Annotated in this window: 13 protein-coding genes; 8 read left to right on the top strand and 5 right to left on the bottom strand. The window is 69.1% G+C overall.

Features of this window, described 5'->3' with window-relative positions; all coding sequences use genetic code 11:
* The first annotated feature begins 9 nt into the window (after window positions 1–9).
* Window positions 10–1449: a DUF2079 domain-containing protein gene (locus tag ACFSKW_RS30125; protein WP_379575856.1), complete on the top strand. Its 1440-nt coding sequence runs from the start codon at window positions 10–12 to the stop codon at window positions 1447–1449.
* On the opposite strand, the gene ACFSKW_RS30130 is transcribed toward ACFSKW_RS30125, so the two are convergent.
* Window positions 1428–2522, bottom strand: coding sequence for a glycosyltransferase family 4 protein (locus ACFSKW_RS30130; protein ID WP_379575857.1), 1095 nt, complete (start codon window positions 2520–2522; stop codon window positions 1428–1430). The two genes, ACFSKW_RS30125 and ACFSKW_RS30130, sit on opposite strands and share 22 nt — an antisense overlap.
* Window positions 2523–2545: 23 nt before the next feature.
* On the opposite strand from ACFSKW_RS30130, the gene ACFSKW_RS30135 reads away from it, so the two are divergent.
* The 3 genes from ACFSKW_RS30135 to ACFSKW_RS30145 all read left to right on the top strand — a co-directional run bounded on the left by ACFSKW_RS30135 (window position 2546) and on the right by ACFSKW_RS30145 (window position 7922).
* Complete coding sequence (locus ACFSKW_RS30135) at window positions 2546–3361, top strand: PIG-L family deacetylase (RefSeq protein ID WP_379575858.1); 816 nt, start codon at window positions 2546–2548, stop codon at window positions 3359–3361.
* A 67-nt stretch (window positions 3362–3428) separates the two neighbouring features.
* Window positions 3429–4484, top strand: a complete 1056-nt coding sequence (locus tag ACFSKW_RS30140) for a lysylphosphatidylglycerol synthase domain-containing protein (protein ID WP_379575859.1) — start codon at window positions 3429–3431, stop codon at window positions 4482–4484.
* A 63-nt stretch (window positions 4485–4547) separates the two neighbouring features.
* The gene (locus tag ACFSKW_RS30145) at window positions 4548–7922 is read left to right on the top strand and encodes a BTAD domain-containing putative transcriptional regulator (RefSeq protein ID WP_379575860.1); all 3375 of its coding nucleotides are present in this window, start codon (window positions 4548–4550) and stop codon (window positions 7920–7922) included.
* Here ACFSKW_RS30145 and ACFSKW_RS30150 read toward each other — a convergent pair.
* Entirely contained in the window at window positions 7891–8397 is a 507-nt protein-coding gene (locus ACFSKW_RS30150; protein ID WP_379575861.1) for a hypothetical protein, read from the bottom strand. The two genes, ACFSKW_RS30145 and ACFSKW_RS30150, sit on opposite strands and share 32 nt — an antisense overlap.
* A gap of 198 nt (window positions 8398–8595) precedes the next feature.
* Between ACFSKW_RS30150 and ACFSKW_RS30155 the strand changes: the two genes are divergently transcribed.
* Window positions 8596–9114 carry a DedA family protein gene (locus tag ACFSKW_RS30155; protein ID WP_379575862.1) on the top strand — a complete coding sequence of 173 codons (519 nt, stop codon included), beginning with the start codon at window positions 8596–8598 and terminating at the stop codon, window positions 9112–9114.
* 25 nt (window positions 9115–9139) lie between these two features.
* Here the strand turns inward: ACFSKW_RS30155 and ACFSKW_RS30160 are convergent, their stop codons facing one another.
* Window positions 9140–9331, bottom strand: a complete 192-nt coding sequence (locus ACFSKW_RS30160; RefSeq protein ID WP_379575863.1) for a YegP family protein — start codon at window positions 9329–9331, stop codon at window positions 9140–9142.
* 119 nt (window positions 9332–9450) lie between these two features.
* Between ACFSKW_RS30160 and ACFSKW_RS30165 the strand changes: the two genes are divergently transcribed.
* From ACFSKW_RS30165 to ACFSKW_RS30175, 3 genes are read left to right on the top strand one after another with little or no spacing between them, the layout of a single operon-like run.
* Window positions 9451–10314 carry a D-alanyl-D-alanine carboxypeptidase family protein gene (locus ACFSKW_RS30165; RefSeq protein ID WP_379575864.1) on the top strand — a complete coding sequence of 288 codons (864 nt, stop codon included), beginning with the start codon at window positions 9451–9453 and terminating at the stop codon, window positions 10312–10314.
* Window positions 10315–10335: 21 nt separating this feature from the next.
* Window positions 10336–10683 carry a hypothetical protein gene (locus ACFSKW_RS30170; protein WP_379575865.1) on the top strand — a complete coding sequence of 116 codons (348 nt, stop codon included), beginning with the start codon at window positions 10336–10338 and terminating at the stop codon, window positions 10681–10683.
* A gap of 51 nt (window positions 10684–10734) precedes the next feature.
* A complete protein-coding gene (locus ACFSKW_RS30175; protein ID WP_379575866.1) occupies window positions 10735–11529 on the top strand; it encodes a hypothetical protein in 795 nt (264 codons plus the stop codon).
* A 272-nt stretch (window positions 11530–11801) separates the two neighbouring features.
* Here the strand turns inward: ACFSKW_RS30175 and ACFSKW_RS30180 are convergent, their stop codons facing one another.
* A complete protein-coding gene (locus tag ACFSKW_RS30180; protein WP_379575867.1) occupies window positions 11802–12635 on the bottom strand; it encodes a TrmH family RNA methyltransferase in 834 nt (277 codons plus the stop codon).
* Complete coding sequence (locus ACFSKW_RS30185; protein WP_379575868.1) at window positions 12628–13389, bottom strand: DUF4184 family protein; 762 nt, start codon at window positions 13387–13389, stop codon at window positions 12628–12630. Before ACFSKW_RS30185 ends, ACFSKW_RS30180 begins: the two co-directional genes overlap by 8 nt.
* Between the last annotated feature and the right edge of the window lie 56 nt (window positions 13390–13445).

The raw sequence follows: 13445 nt of genomic DNA on the forward strand, positions 1-13445 counted from the left end.
TTGTCCTCCGTGCGCCTGACGACCTCCCCCCGTCTGTGGGTCTACCTGCTGTCCCTCGCGGCGGCGTTCGCCTACGCCCTGCTCGGCCTGGTCAGGCTCGCCACCTTCCGCGCCACAACCTTCGACCTGGTCATCGTGGATCAGGCGGTGCGCGGCTACGCCCGTTTCGGCATGCCGTACATCCCTTCGGTGGGCGTCTTCCACGGCCGCGGCCTGGACTACCCGCAACTGGCCGATCACTTCTCGCCGATCTACGCGCTGCTCGCGCCGCTCTACTGGATCCATGACGGCCCCGCCACGCTGATCGTCGCCCAGGCCGCCCTGTTCGCGGCCGCCATCCCCTTCCTGTGGGTTCTCACCCGCAGGATCCTCGGTACGGCCCCCGCCTACCTCGTCGCCTTCGCCTACGCCGTGTCGTGGCCGATCTCCCAGGCCGCCGCGTTCGACGCGCACGAGGTGATGTTCGTCCCGCTGCTCACCGCCATCATGATCGAGCGCTACCAGGCGGGCCGCCCGCTGCCCGCGTTCCTGGCCATGCTCGCCCTCCTTCTCGTCAAGGAGGACATGGGTCTGATGGCCATCGGCGCGGGAGCCTGCCTCGTCGTGCTCGGCGACCGGCTGCGCGGCCTGCTGTGCGTCACGATCGGCCTGGCGTGGACCGTCCTGGTGCGCGGCGTGCTGATCAAGCTGGTCGGCGGCGACACCGGCGACTTCTGGGCCTACGGGCACCTCGGCGCGGACGTGCCGAGCGCGCTGCTCCACATGCTCGGCGACCCGCTCGGCACGCTCGCGCTGCCGTTCAGCGAGGAGGCCAAGGTCGACACGCTCTTCCTGCTGGTCTGGCCGACGCTGATGCTCTGCCTGCTGTCGCCTGTCTCGCTCATCGCGCTGCCGCACGTCCTCGAGCGCATGCTGTCCGACAGGTCGTCGTGGTGGCAGGCCGACTTCCAGTACAGCGCGTTCACGGTGGTCATCCTGTTCTGCGCGGGCGTCGACGGGCTCTCCAGGCTGCTGCGCCGGACCAAGGGCCCCAACTCGCTGAAGATCGCGTGGTCGGTCGGCGTCGCCGCCGTCGCCCTCACCCTGCTCCCCCGCTTCGCGCTGGACCAGCTCGCCCATCCCGCCTTCTACCGCGCCGACTCCGCCCGCACGCTGGCCGCGGCCGAGGCGGTCGCCAAGGTGCCCTCGGGTGTCGTCGTCGAGGCCGCCAACTCCGTGGGCCCCGCCCTGACCTCGCGCGCCACGGTGCTGCTGTGGGACCACCAGCCCCGCTACGCGCCGTGGGTCGTGGCCGACGTCGAGCGCTGGGAGTACCCGCACGGCTCGCCCGCCGCCCAGGCCGAGCGCGTCTCGCTGCTGCTGGCCTCGGGCTACGAGAAGGTCTTCGAGCGCAACGGCTACGTCGTGCTGCGCAAGACCGCCGACGGTCAGCCGATGGCCTCCAGGTAGCAGCGGTCGAAGCCCTCCAGGACCAGCGGCCACGAGCCGGCCGCCGGGGGCGTCGCGCGGTTGTGCTCGGCGATGGACTCGCGCAGCGCGGTGTCGGTCGACAGGCGGACCACGGCCGACACCAGGTCGTCGAACGAGCGGCCGAGCAGACCTTCCTTGCCGTGCTTGACGAAGTCGGCGACGCCGCTCTGGCTCCGGGCCACGACGGGCAGCCCCGCCGCGCGCGCCTCGAGAGCGGCGATCCCGAACGACTCGCGGGGCGCGGGGGCGACGAACACGTCGGCGGACGAGAGCACCTTGGCTATCTGCTCGCGGGTGTAGCGGCCCGGCAGCGAGACCCAGGTGGTCATGCCGTTCGCGGTGAGAAAGCGTTCCATCGAGCCGCGCGCGGGGCCGTCGCCGATGACGGTGGCCCGCATCGGGACGCCGGCGGGAACCTTCGCGCGCGCCTCCCGCAACAGCCTCAGCAGGCGGACAGGCTGCTTGCGCGGCGCGAACCTGCCGACCGCGACGATGTGCACCTCCCCGTCGGACGGCGGCTGGGCGCCCGACGGCCGCCAGCCCGAGACGTCGAGCCCGTTGCAGACCACGTGGACGGGCGTGCCCCGGCCCGCGACCGCCCGGATCGGGCCTGCCGCGGCGTTGCTGACCGTGGTGGCGACCAGCCCCCACGTGTGCCACTCGAACACCAGCCTGAGCGCGGTGTAGACCAGCCGGGTGATCGGGTCCCACATGCTGTGCACCGTCACCACGACGGGCAGCCCCGCCCTGACGGCGGCGCGCACCCCCATCCACGCGAACGGCGAGACGGCGCCCGCGTGGACGTGGACCACGTCGGGTCTGCTCAAGGTCATGAGTTTGGTGAGCTTGCCCACACCGCGGGGGTGGACGGGCAGGTCGAACGGCATCCTGGCGACGATCCTGTGGACGCCGGGAAGCGTCCCTCCCCTGGTCGCGGTGGCCACCTCGACGGTGTGGCCGGCCTCGCGCTGCATGCCGACGAGGTCCGCGACCTGCACCTCGATGCCCCCCAGCCGCGGAAGGTAACAGTCACTGACGTGAAGGATCCGCACCCGTCCCACACTAATCTGACCTTGTGCCACCACGTACCGCTGTGTTCTTCCACGCCCACCCCGACGACGAGGCCCTGCTGACGGCGGGCACGATGGCGATGCTCGCGGCCGAGGGCCACCGAGTGGTGCTCGTCGTGGCCACCGCGGGCGAACGCGGCCTGGCCGAGATGGAGAAGGGCGAGGCGCTCGGCGAGAGGCGGATGAGGGAGCTGTACGAGTCCGCAGCGGTGCTGGGCTGCGCGCGCGTGGTGTGTCTCGGGTACGGCGACTCCGGGCTGAGCCCGTCAGGCGGCATCGCCGAGGAGCGGCCCGACAACGCCTTCATCGACGCCGACTCCGAAGAGGCCGCCAAGGCGCTGGCGGCGGTGTTGGAGGAGGAGAAGGCCGACCTGCTGTCGATCTACGACCCGGCGGGCGGCTACGGCCATCCCGACCACGTGCAGGTGCACAGGGTGGGCAGGCGGGCCGCGCAGATCGCGGAGACGCCGATCGTGCTGGAGGCCACGGTCAACAGGGACCCGCTGATCAGGGCGTTGCGGCTGGCCGGCAAGGTCTACACCTTCCCTCCCGAGTTCGACCTCAGGACGTTCGAGAGCGCCTACACGGCGGGCGACCAGATCACCCACAGGATCAACGTCAGGAAGTACGCCAGGCAGAAACGGGCCAGCATGACCGCACACGTCTCCCAGGCCAGCGGTGGCGACGGCGACAGGACGCTGGCCGTCCTGCTGAAGATCCCCGGCCCGCTCTACCGCGTGGTCTTCGGCACCGAGTGGTACGTCCGGCGCGATCTGCCCCCGGGCACCCGCCTCAGGCACCCGTTCGATGAGGCGCCGTGAGTACCAGCCGCCGCCTCCTCCCTCAGGACGACGCTGAACACCCGCGAACCGGGGCAGGGTGGTACCGATGAAGAACAAATGGCTCCAGATCACGTTGTCGGTGGCCTCCCTCGGACTGGCGGTGACGCTCGTCGTCTACCTCCCGCAGATCGTCCAGGCACTCACCGGCAAGCAGGTCTCGTGGGTGGAGATCGGCGCGGTGTTCGCCACGCTGAGCCCCGGGACGATCGCGCTGATGACCGCGGTGTGGCTGAGCAGCCTGATCGCCTACACCTTCGTGTTGACCAACTCGATGCCCGGCCTGAACAACCTGCAGGCCCTCGCCCTCAACGCCGCGGGCAGCGCGGTCAGCAACCTGCTGCCGTTCGGCGGCGCCGCGGGTGTGGCGCTGACCTTCGCCATGGCGAGGAGCTGGGGCTTCACCAACCGCTCCATCGTGGTGATGACGCTGGTCAGCGGGGTGTGGAACACCTTGTTCAGGTTCATCCTGCCCGCCGTCGGCATCATCGCGCTGCTGATGGCTGGCGAGGTGCCCAACCCGACCGTGGCCAACGCCGGGTGGGTCGGCGCCGTCTCGATCCTCGCCCTCGTGGGCGTCGTGGCGGCCGCGCTCTACTGGGACCGCGCCGCCGCGCTGCTCGGCCGCGCCCTCGACGCGCTCGTCCGGCTGGCCCGCCTCAGGTTCTCCGCGTCCGAATCGTTGGAGAAACTCCGTAGAGACACCGTGGGGATCGTCAGAACCCGGTGGCTGGGCCTGTCCAGCAGCATGATCGCCTTCCTGGTGCTGCAGTGGCTGATCATGATCTGCTGTATGCAGGCGACCGGCGCGTATCCTGGTCTTGCACAATCGATCGCAGTCTTCGCCCTGTCCCGGGTGCTCACCGCGGTCCTGGTCACACCTAGTGGCGCGGGGCTCATGGAGGGTGGTGTCGTGTTGCTGCTGACCACCGCTTTCGGTGTGGACACCGCTGCCGCCACGGCCACGGCGTTGTTGTTCGGATTCTGGACCTACACTGTGGAGATCCCTTTCGGCGGGCTGGCTCTGGGCGCCTGGACGCTCCTGGGAAGAAATCGCAGGACTCGTCGCGAGAGCCCACACACGAACATGGAAACGCAGCCGTGACCATCGCGAACCTGACAAAGACCTTGTGCGTGCTTCGGAAGCGCGCATAGCGTGGCGGCTGACATGGTGGCGTTCCGGGTTCTGGGGCCAGTCGAGGCGTACGAAAGCAACAGCGACGACGAACTCGACCTCGGCGGGTTGCGGCAGCGAGCCGTGCTCGCCCGCCTTCTCGTGGCCAGAGGGCAGGTCGTGCCTGTTGACACCCTGCTCTACGACCTGTGGGATGACGACGCGGCCAAGGGCGCGCAGTCGGGCCTGCAGGTCTACATCTCCCGCCTGCGCAGGGTGCTCGAGCCCGGCAGACCGCGTGGCGGGCCCAACAGGCTGTTGGTGACCGTGGCCTCCGGCTACGCGCTGCGGGTCGCGCCCGACCAGGTCGACGCGCTGCGCTTCGAGCAGCTCGTCAGGGCGGCGGGCGAGCATCTCGACGGCGACGACCCGCAGTCGGCCAGGACCAGGCTGGGCAAGGCACTCGGGCTGTGGCGTGGCACGCCGTACTCCGACTTCGCCGACCAGCCATGGGCGGAGGCAGAGGTCAACAGGCTCACCGAGCTGCGGCTCGTGGCGCGCGAGCGCTACGCCGACACCGGGCTGCGCCTGGGAATGCACGCCGAGACGGTGCCCGACCTCGAGGCGATGACGGGCGAGAACCCGCTGCGCGAGGAGGGCTGGCGGCTGCTCGCCCTGGGCCTCTACCGGTGCGGGCGGCAGGGCGACGCGCTGGCCGCGCTGCGAAGGGCGCGCGGCATCCTCGCCGACGAGCTGGGCATCGACCCCGGCCCGGCCTTGCGCAAGCTCGAATCCGACATCCTGGCCCAGGCGCCCGAGCTCGAACTGACCGCGGCGCCGCGCCCGGCTCGCCAGCCCGCCCCGGTCGCCGACACCTGGCCGCCCAGGGCGACCACCCCCGTCGAGCCGCCGCCGCTGGAGCCCGAGCCGTTCATCGGCCGCGACGCCGAGCTGTCCAGGCTGACCGGCGCGGCCGCCAAGACCGCGCGCTTCGAGGTGGCGATCGTCACGGGCGACGCCGGCGCGGGCAAGACGACGCTGCTGCGCCAGCTGGAGGGCAAGCTCACCGCCGACGGCTGGATCGCCTCCTCCGGGGCCTGCCCCGACTCCAGCGCGACCCCGCCTGGCTGGGCCTGGGTGGGCATCCTGCGCACGCTGGTCGAGGTCACAGGCCCGGGCGAGTACGGCCAGCTCCTCGCCCCGCTGCTCGGCGACGGCGAATCCGACCCCGACGAGGACGAGGTGTCGGGCGGCTTCCGCCTGCACCGGGCGGTCGGCGGATACCTCGCGGGTGTGGCCCGCAGGGCGCCCGTCCTGCTCACGGTCGAGGACCTCCACTGGGCCGACGACCAGACGCTCGCGCTGCTGCGCGCGCTGCCCAGCCTGCTGGCCACCAGCAGGGTGCTGCTGGTGGTGACCTGCCGCGACAGCGAGCTCGACGACAGGCAGTCCGACGTTCTCGCCGCGCTGGCCAGGCTCGGGCCCGTCAGGGTGAACCTGTCAGGGCTCGACCCGAAGGCGGTGGCCGAGCTGGTGCGGGCCACCTGCGTGCGCGAGGTGGACGAGGACGCCGTCGAGTCGATCGTCGAGCGCACCAGGGGCAACCCGTTCTTCGTGCGCGAGACCGTGCGGCTGCTCGACGCCGAGGCGGTCGGCGAGCGCGCGACCGCCGCCGAGGTCGCCTCCCAGGTGCCCTCGGGCGTGCGCGACGTGCTGCGGCGGCGCATCTCGCGGCTGCCCGAGCGGGCCCAGCAGATCCTGCTGCAGGCCGCGGTGATCGGCCGCGACGTCGACGTCGACGTGCTCGTCGAGGTGGCGGGCGACGAGGACGCGGTCGTCGACGCGGTCGAGGCCGCCCTGCTGGCGGGCCTGGTGACCGAGCCTGGCCCTGGCCTGCTGCGCTTCGACCACGACCTGGTGCGCGACACGATCTACTCCGACGCCTCCAGGCTGCGCCGTACCAGGCTGCACGCGGCCGTGGCGAACGTCATCGAGCAGCGCAGACCGGCCGAGGTGGCGGCGCTCGCGCACCACTTCTTCGTCGCCGACGTCGCGGAGAAGGCCGTCCACTACGCGGGGCTCGCCGCCGAGCAGGCCGAGCGCCGCTTCGCCCACCGCGAGGCCGCCACGCTGTGGGAGCAGGCCATAGCCGCCTTCGACCGCACGGGCGGCGACACGGCCGAGCGGCTCAAGCTGATGCTCGCCCAGATCAAGGCGCTGGCACTGTGCGGCGACATGACGGCGGCCAGGCTGAGGCGGCGCGAGGCGATGGACCTGGCCCTGCCGCTGAACAGTCCTGTGCTGACCGCGCGGGTGGCCGCGGCGCTGGCCGTACCGCACAAGGGCATGGCCCGCGACTTCACCCAGACCGCGTGGGAGATCGTCGACGTCACCGAGCGGGCGCTGATCGAGCTGCCCGAGGGCGAGCAGACGCTGCGCGCGAGCCTGCTGACCACACTGGCTCTGGAGCTCGAGGGATCGTCCGCGCCCGAGCGTGGACGGCAGGCGTCGCTGGAGGCCCTCGAACTGGCCAGGCAGAGCGGCGACCCGACGCTGCTGGCCGCGGCGCTGAGCGGCAGGTTGCGCCAGTCCTACGACATCCCCGCCGTCGACACCCGCGAGAACATCGGCCGCGAGCTGCTGGACGTCGCCCAGCACTCGGGACAGATGGCGGTGCAGGCGCTGGCCCACCTGGTGCTCCTGGAGTGCGCGGCGGCGCGCGGCGAGTTCTCGGTCTCCGACGAGCACGCGCGAGCCGCCGAGCGGCTGGCCAAGCAGTATGACTTGTCGGCTCCCGCCGCGGTCGTCGCCTGGTACGAGGGGCAGCGGCTGATGATCGCCGGTGACTATTCCGGCGCCGAGCGGGCCTACCGCGAGGCGGCCAGGATGACGGCGAGGGCCGGCATGCTGGAGGGCCGCCAGGACCTGCCGCTGATCACGACGTTCTGCCTGCACTTGGTCGACGGCAGGGCGGCGCAGATGGTCGACCTGCTCGGTGAGGCCCACCAGCGCGGCGCCAAGTGGACTCTGGACGCCTACGCTCTGGCGCTGGCCTCGGCCGGTCACGTCAAGGACGCGAAGGCGGTGGCCGCGACCAGGCCTCCCGTACGGCCCGACTTCCTGTACGAGCTCGCCATGACGTGGCGGGCGCTGGCGGGCATGCTGCTCGACGACCGCGAGCGGATGGTCGACTGCTACGACAAGCTCAAGCCGTTCGCCGACCGCATCGCGGGCGCGGGCACCGGTGTGGTGGCGCTGTGGCCCGTGGCGCTGACCCTCGGCGACCTGGCGATCAGGCTCGACCAGCCCGACGCGGCCCGCGACCACTACCACAAGGCCCTGGAGGTGGCCAGGAGGGTCGGGGTGCCGCGATGGGTGGAGGCGGCTCAGCGGGCGGTCAGCAACTCACCAGGATCCGATCCGACCTGATGGGCTTCTTCGCCCCCTCGACGACCAGCTCGATCCGGTACCAACCGGGATTGTCCTGGATGCGCAGCTCCCACTTGACGTTCCTGCGCGCGCCGGCGAAGCCCGCGTACTCGCTCTGGTAGGTCTTCCACGACCGGCTGACCGAGCTCCATCGGGTCAGCCGCCAGTGGTACATGAGGGTGTCGCCCGCCTCGGGGTTGAGCACGACGGACCTGGCGACGAAGCTCTTGTCGCAGCCGGTGCCCCTGCCGGTGAGCGCGCTGACGGTGATGGTGCCCACGTCGGGCTCGGTCTGCTCGGTGATCGGCAGGATGGTGGCCGAGAGGTTCACGGTCGTCGTCTCCCGCGGAGTGGAGTTCGCGGTGCCGTAGGCCGAGACGCCGACGTAGGCGGCGGTGAAGGCGAGTGCGCCGACCAGCAACCTGGCGGCGGTGGAGGACCCGGTTCCCAGGACCGCCTTGCTTCTCGTCCCCATGATCAACACCCCTTCTCATCCACCCCATTTGTAGGGGTGGAGGGTTGAGGTCCACTTGATGGCGACTTGCAGGTCACGGCTCACCCTTGGCAGGTGGCGGAGCGACCCCCGGGTAGCGTGGGTGGCGAGTAGCGTGGCCGGTCGCGATGACCTAAGGTAAGCCTGGCCTAATATTCTGTTGGGGTGGTGATGTCTGTCATGCGGCACCTTGCGATCGCCATCCCCGACCCGACGCGCGCCTCACTGTTCGGCCTGCCGTACTGGCTGATCGTGGCGGTCGGAGCGGTCGCGCTGTTCGGCGCCTTCCAGGCCTACTACTGGATCGGATACAAGCTCGGCGACAAGCTCTACGAGTCGAAGTTCGGCAGGAAACTGCCCCGCGAACGCATCCGCTCGGTCGAGAGGGTCGTCGAGAAGTGGGGGGCGCTCGCCGTCTACGCATGCTTCTGGGTCCCCGTCCTGCGCCACACCCTGCCGTGGGTGGCGGGAGCGCTGCGCATCTCCTATCCCTGGTACGTCGTGGCCAGCGCGCTCGGCTGCCTGACCTGGGTGCCCGTGACCTCGTTCGCGCTCTATTCGGTGATCTGGGGCTGGCTGGAGCTGGCGGCGCATTCGCCCGTGGCCGCCGCCGTCGCAGCCGTGATCGCGGCGAGCGCCGTCACGGCCTTCGTGGTGTGGCGCAGGCGCCGCAAGAGCGAGAAGGTCCTCGCCGCCTGACGATTCCCGACGAGGACCCTGCCGCTCAGACGGCGGCCATCGTGGTGTCGTCTACCGTCGCGTCGGAAGCGTTCTTGCGGACAGACTCGATCCCGTTCACGCACGCCGCCTTGGTCGTGTAGCCCTCGCTCACCGCGAGAGTCTGACCGTTGCCCGCGACCAGCTTGAAGCGGAACTCTCCGCGCCTGTCCTTGGTAATGACGAACTTGCCTGCCATGTCGATCTCCCCCGATATGACGGTTCTAGGGATCATTTACCCGCGTCCCGGACGACGTTTTCCCGGCATAGGGTCAAGTTCCGCATATCAACGGTTGATCACCTGTCACCATGACTGACATGCGTATTGGGGGCATTCGACTACTAACTGGCATAGCGGCGCTCGCACTGGTCGTGGGGTTCTCCCCGCCGACCCAGGCGAAGACACACACGGCGAGAGCTCCCGAGGTGGGCGCGCGGATCGCGTACATCGTCGACTCGTCAGGGACGGTCCACTTCGGCAAGCGCGAGACCCGCAGAGTGCCGGTCGCCAGCCTCGTCAAGGTCATGACCGCCTACGTCGTCCTGCGCGAGGGCCGCCTCGGCGACGTCGTCACCATCACCAAGGCCGACGTACGGCACGCCGCCGACAACGGCGCCACCAGCGCGGCGCTGCGCACCGGCGAGAAGCTGACGGTCAGCGACCTGCTGTACGGGCTGATGCTCCCCTCAGGAGCCGACGCGGCCAACGCGCTGGCCCGCACCTACGGCCCCGGCAGGACCGCCTTCATCACCAAGATGAACGCCACCGCCCGCAAGCTCGGCCTGGCCGACACCCTCTACACCAACGCCGACGGCCTGCCCGCGCCCCGGCAGGGCGGCCACTCCACGGCCGTCGACCAGGCCAAGCTCGCACAGATCGCGCTGGAGGACCCGACGTTCAGGACCGTGGTGTCCACGAAGACCCACAAGGTCGCCAAGAGCGCCCTGCACCGGGCCCACACCTGGACCAACACCAACAAGCTGCTGGGCTCGTCGGACGGCGTGATCGGGGTGAAGACCGGGTTCACCAGCAAGGCGGGCTTCTGCCTGCTGTTCGCGGCCGACCGTAACGGCAGGCGCGTCATCGGCGTGCTGCTCGGCGACCAGGACTCCCGCCGGTTCACCACCGCCGGCAGGCTGCTCGACTTCGCCGACGAGCAGATCGCCGCCACCGAGCCCTGACGGCGCGCAACCACGTCGGATGTGCTGAAAGTGATTTCCGGGAATTCGCATGTGAGTCATCCTCGCGATGGCTGCCGACCAGCTGCAGCGGCCCTGACCAGCAGCCTTTGCGGCGCCTTTGCATTCTTCGCAGTACCGTTCAGCTATCTCGTGTCAATATATAGCAATCATTGGAGTTCGGGCGAAGAGACACAAGTCAACGCAGATGCGGTCTTGTTTATTCTACTCCTTTCTGGTGCGAGCACTTTGGCCGCCGTCATGGTCATGACGATTCTTCGTCGACATAAGTTCATGCTGCTTGTCGCGGGCATATTCGCGTTGCTCGCCGCATTCCGATTCGCATCCGCGCTTCCTTTCTATGAAGGGTAGCCACACTCGACGGCCGAACGATAAAGTGAACTATGGAGGAGTACGCTACGCATGCCAATCGGAGATAGCGAACTCTGGGACCTTGCACGAGCTAAGACAGTCAAACAGCGTGTGCTCGCCGCCCAGGCTGTCTCTGCACCGGAGAGCGTGATCGCGCTACTTGTGAGCGATCCGTCTCCTGCGGTCAGACGCACCCTCGCGGCTCGCGACGATCTCCATGTGCGAGAGACTCTGCATCGGCTTGCCCACGACCCAGACCTGAAGACTCGTCAAGCCTTGGCGGCCAACCCGATCTGCCCTCCAGAAATTCTCGTCGAGCTGGTGCATGATCCTCATTGGTCGGTCCGATGGGACCTGCCGTCGCACCCGAACACGAACTCGCAGGTCCGTCACGCAATTACCGAATCACCAGATGTCGACCTGCGTCGCCTGATGGCCGAGGATGCGAGCCTCGACTACGAAACAGCCCGACTGTTGCTGTCTGATGACGCCGAAACGGTTCGAGCAGCCTTGGCTGCTCACACAACGTATCCTGACATCCTTGAGACCCTGCTGAGTGAACACGATAACGACGTGCGGGCGGGTGCAGCTCAAAATGGCCTCACCACAGCCGCACAGCGACACTCTCTTGCTCGTGACCGCTCGGCCCTCGTCCGCGCGAACCTACTCAAGTTCGTACCACTCGAAGAAGATGATCTGCGCCTGCTTGCACGCGATCGATCCATTAACGTTCGATGGTGGCTCGCAACCTGGCCTAGCACCCCAACTTCTGTTCTTCAGATCCTTGCCCAGGATTCGAATCTCGAAATAGCAAGCCAAGCTACGGCAACCTTGCGAGAACGTTGACCAGATGACGGACTAGCGGACCCTTGTCGAGCAATCTGCTTTGAAGTCCTCACAGAGCCGCCGATGAGATGGAAGACACAGCAGCCCGTACCAGCAGCGAGGCGCTGCGCTGTGAGACGACGAGCCAGCGTGAGCGCCTCCTCTGGTTACGAGACGGTGGTCAGAACCTGCCCATGCGCCGTCAAGCGAACCTCCTGTCGCACCCGTCGCCCCACCGGCGGCTCACGCACCGCAGTTCCACGTTGGGGTGATCACGAACACCTAGGGCGTTGCTACGGTTGCCGCCGACCTCGATGGATGGACGTGCCTCTCATGAGGCCGTGGCAGGCGATCGCGGCGGCGGCCACCACGTTGAGCGAGTCCACGCCCGCCTCCATCGCGGTTGGGCTCATCGGGATGCACACCTGCTCGTCGGCCTCCCGCAACCAGCGGGAGGACAGCCCGTCCCCCTCCGACCCGAGCAGCAGCGCCACCCGATCACTCATCTCGACCGTGTCCATAGGCGTGGCGTCCTGGGCCGGGGTCAACGCCAGCGTCCGGAAGCCCGCCGCGCGGATCTGCTCCAGCCCGTCGTACCAGTTGTCCATGCGGGCGTAGGGAATCGCGAAGACCGCGCCCATCGACACCTTGACCGACCTTCTGTAGAGGGGGTCGGCGCAACGCGGCGACAGGACGATCGCGTCGACCCCGAGAGCCGCCGCGCACCGGAAGATCGCCCCGACGTTGCCGTGGTCGACCAGGTCCTCCAGGACCACGATGCGTGAGGCGCGTTCGAGTGCCTCGGTCACCGGCGGTACAGGCAGCCTCTCCATGGAGGCCAGCGCTCCCCTGTGCACCTGGAATCCGGCGACGCCGTGCATGACCTCCTCGGAGACCACGTAGACGGTCACGTCGCCGAGCACGTCGGCCAGCGACTGCAGCCACCGCTCTGTCGTGAGGACCGCGCGTACGGGGTAGCCCGCGCCGATCGCCCTCCTGATCACCTTCTCGCCTTCGGCGACGAACAGGCCCTGCTCGGCCTCCATGCTCTTGCGCAGTTCGACGTCGCGCAGGCCGGTGAAGTCGGACAGGCGGGGGTCGTGGGCGTCGGATACGTACTCAGGCACCGTCGAATCCTGCCATGAGCCGCCGGAGCCGCCTGACCTGCCAGGTCGCGGCGTAGACGGTGAGCACGGCGCAGAGCCCGACGATCGTTCCCGCGCCGAGCCTGGTGACCAGTGCGGCGGCGCTCGATCCCGGCGGGTTCAGCACGGGCCAGCAGGCCGCGCCCGCCACGGCGCCGGCAACGCCCGCCCACAGCACGGCTCGCCGTACCCGGCCGGGCAGCAGGAGCTCCCCGGGTGCGGCCACGTCGTCCATCCGGGACAGGCCGCGCCATGCCCACCATGTCACGAACGCCAGGCCGGCCGCCGACGAGATGTACTGCAGCAGCCTGAAGACCGTGATCACGCCGAGCACCTCGTGGTCGAGCCAGGTCCATCCCCACACCTGCGAGCTGTAGGAGTGGGTGAAGGAGTCCCAGAACACGTGGGTGGCGGAACCGGCCGTCGCGCCGGCCAGGAGGGGCAGAACCCGGCGTGAGGGACGCAGTGAGGCGGCCCGTCCCACGAGTCCCGGCGGCAGCAGCGCGACGAGCGGCAGCCTGAAGATCGCCTCGAAGGCGGCGATCAGCACGCACACGACGACCGGGTTGACCGTGACGACCCAGGCGACGGAGTGCCACAGCATGTAGTCGGGCAGGAACGGCAGGAAGATCGGCAGGTCGGGCACCATCGCGCCGAGAGCGAGGGCCCACGGATCAAGCCATCTCACCCGGAACAACGGGACGACGGCGGCGATGTGGCTCGGCGTGAACGGCACAGATTCTCCCCCGGTGATGTTTGACCGAGCTTTGCATAGAAACAGCACGATAACGG

This window comes from Nonomuraea mangrovi (assembly GCF_042681425.1).
Taxonomy (GTDB): Bacteria; Actinomycetota; Actinomycetes; order Streptosporangiales; family Streptosporangiaceae; genus Nonomuraea; species Nonomuraea mangrovi.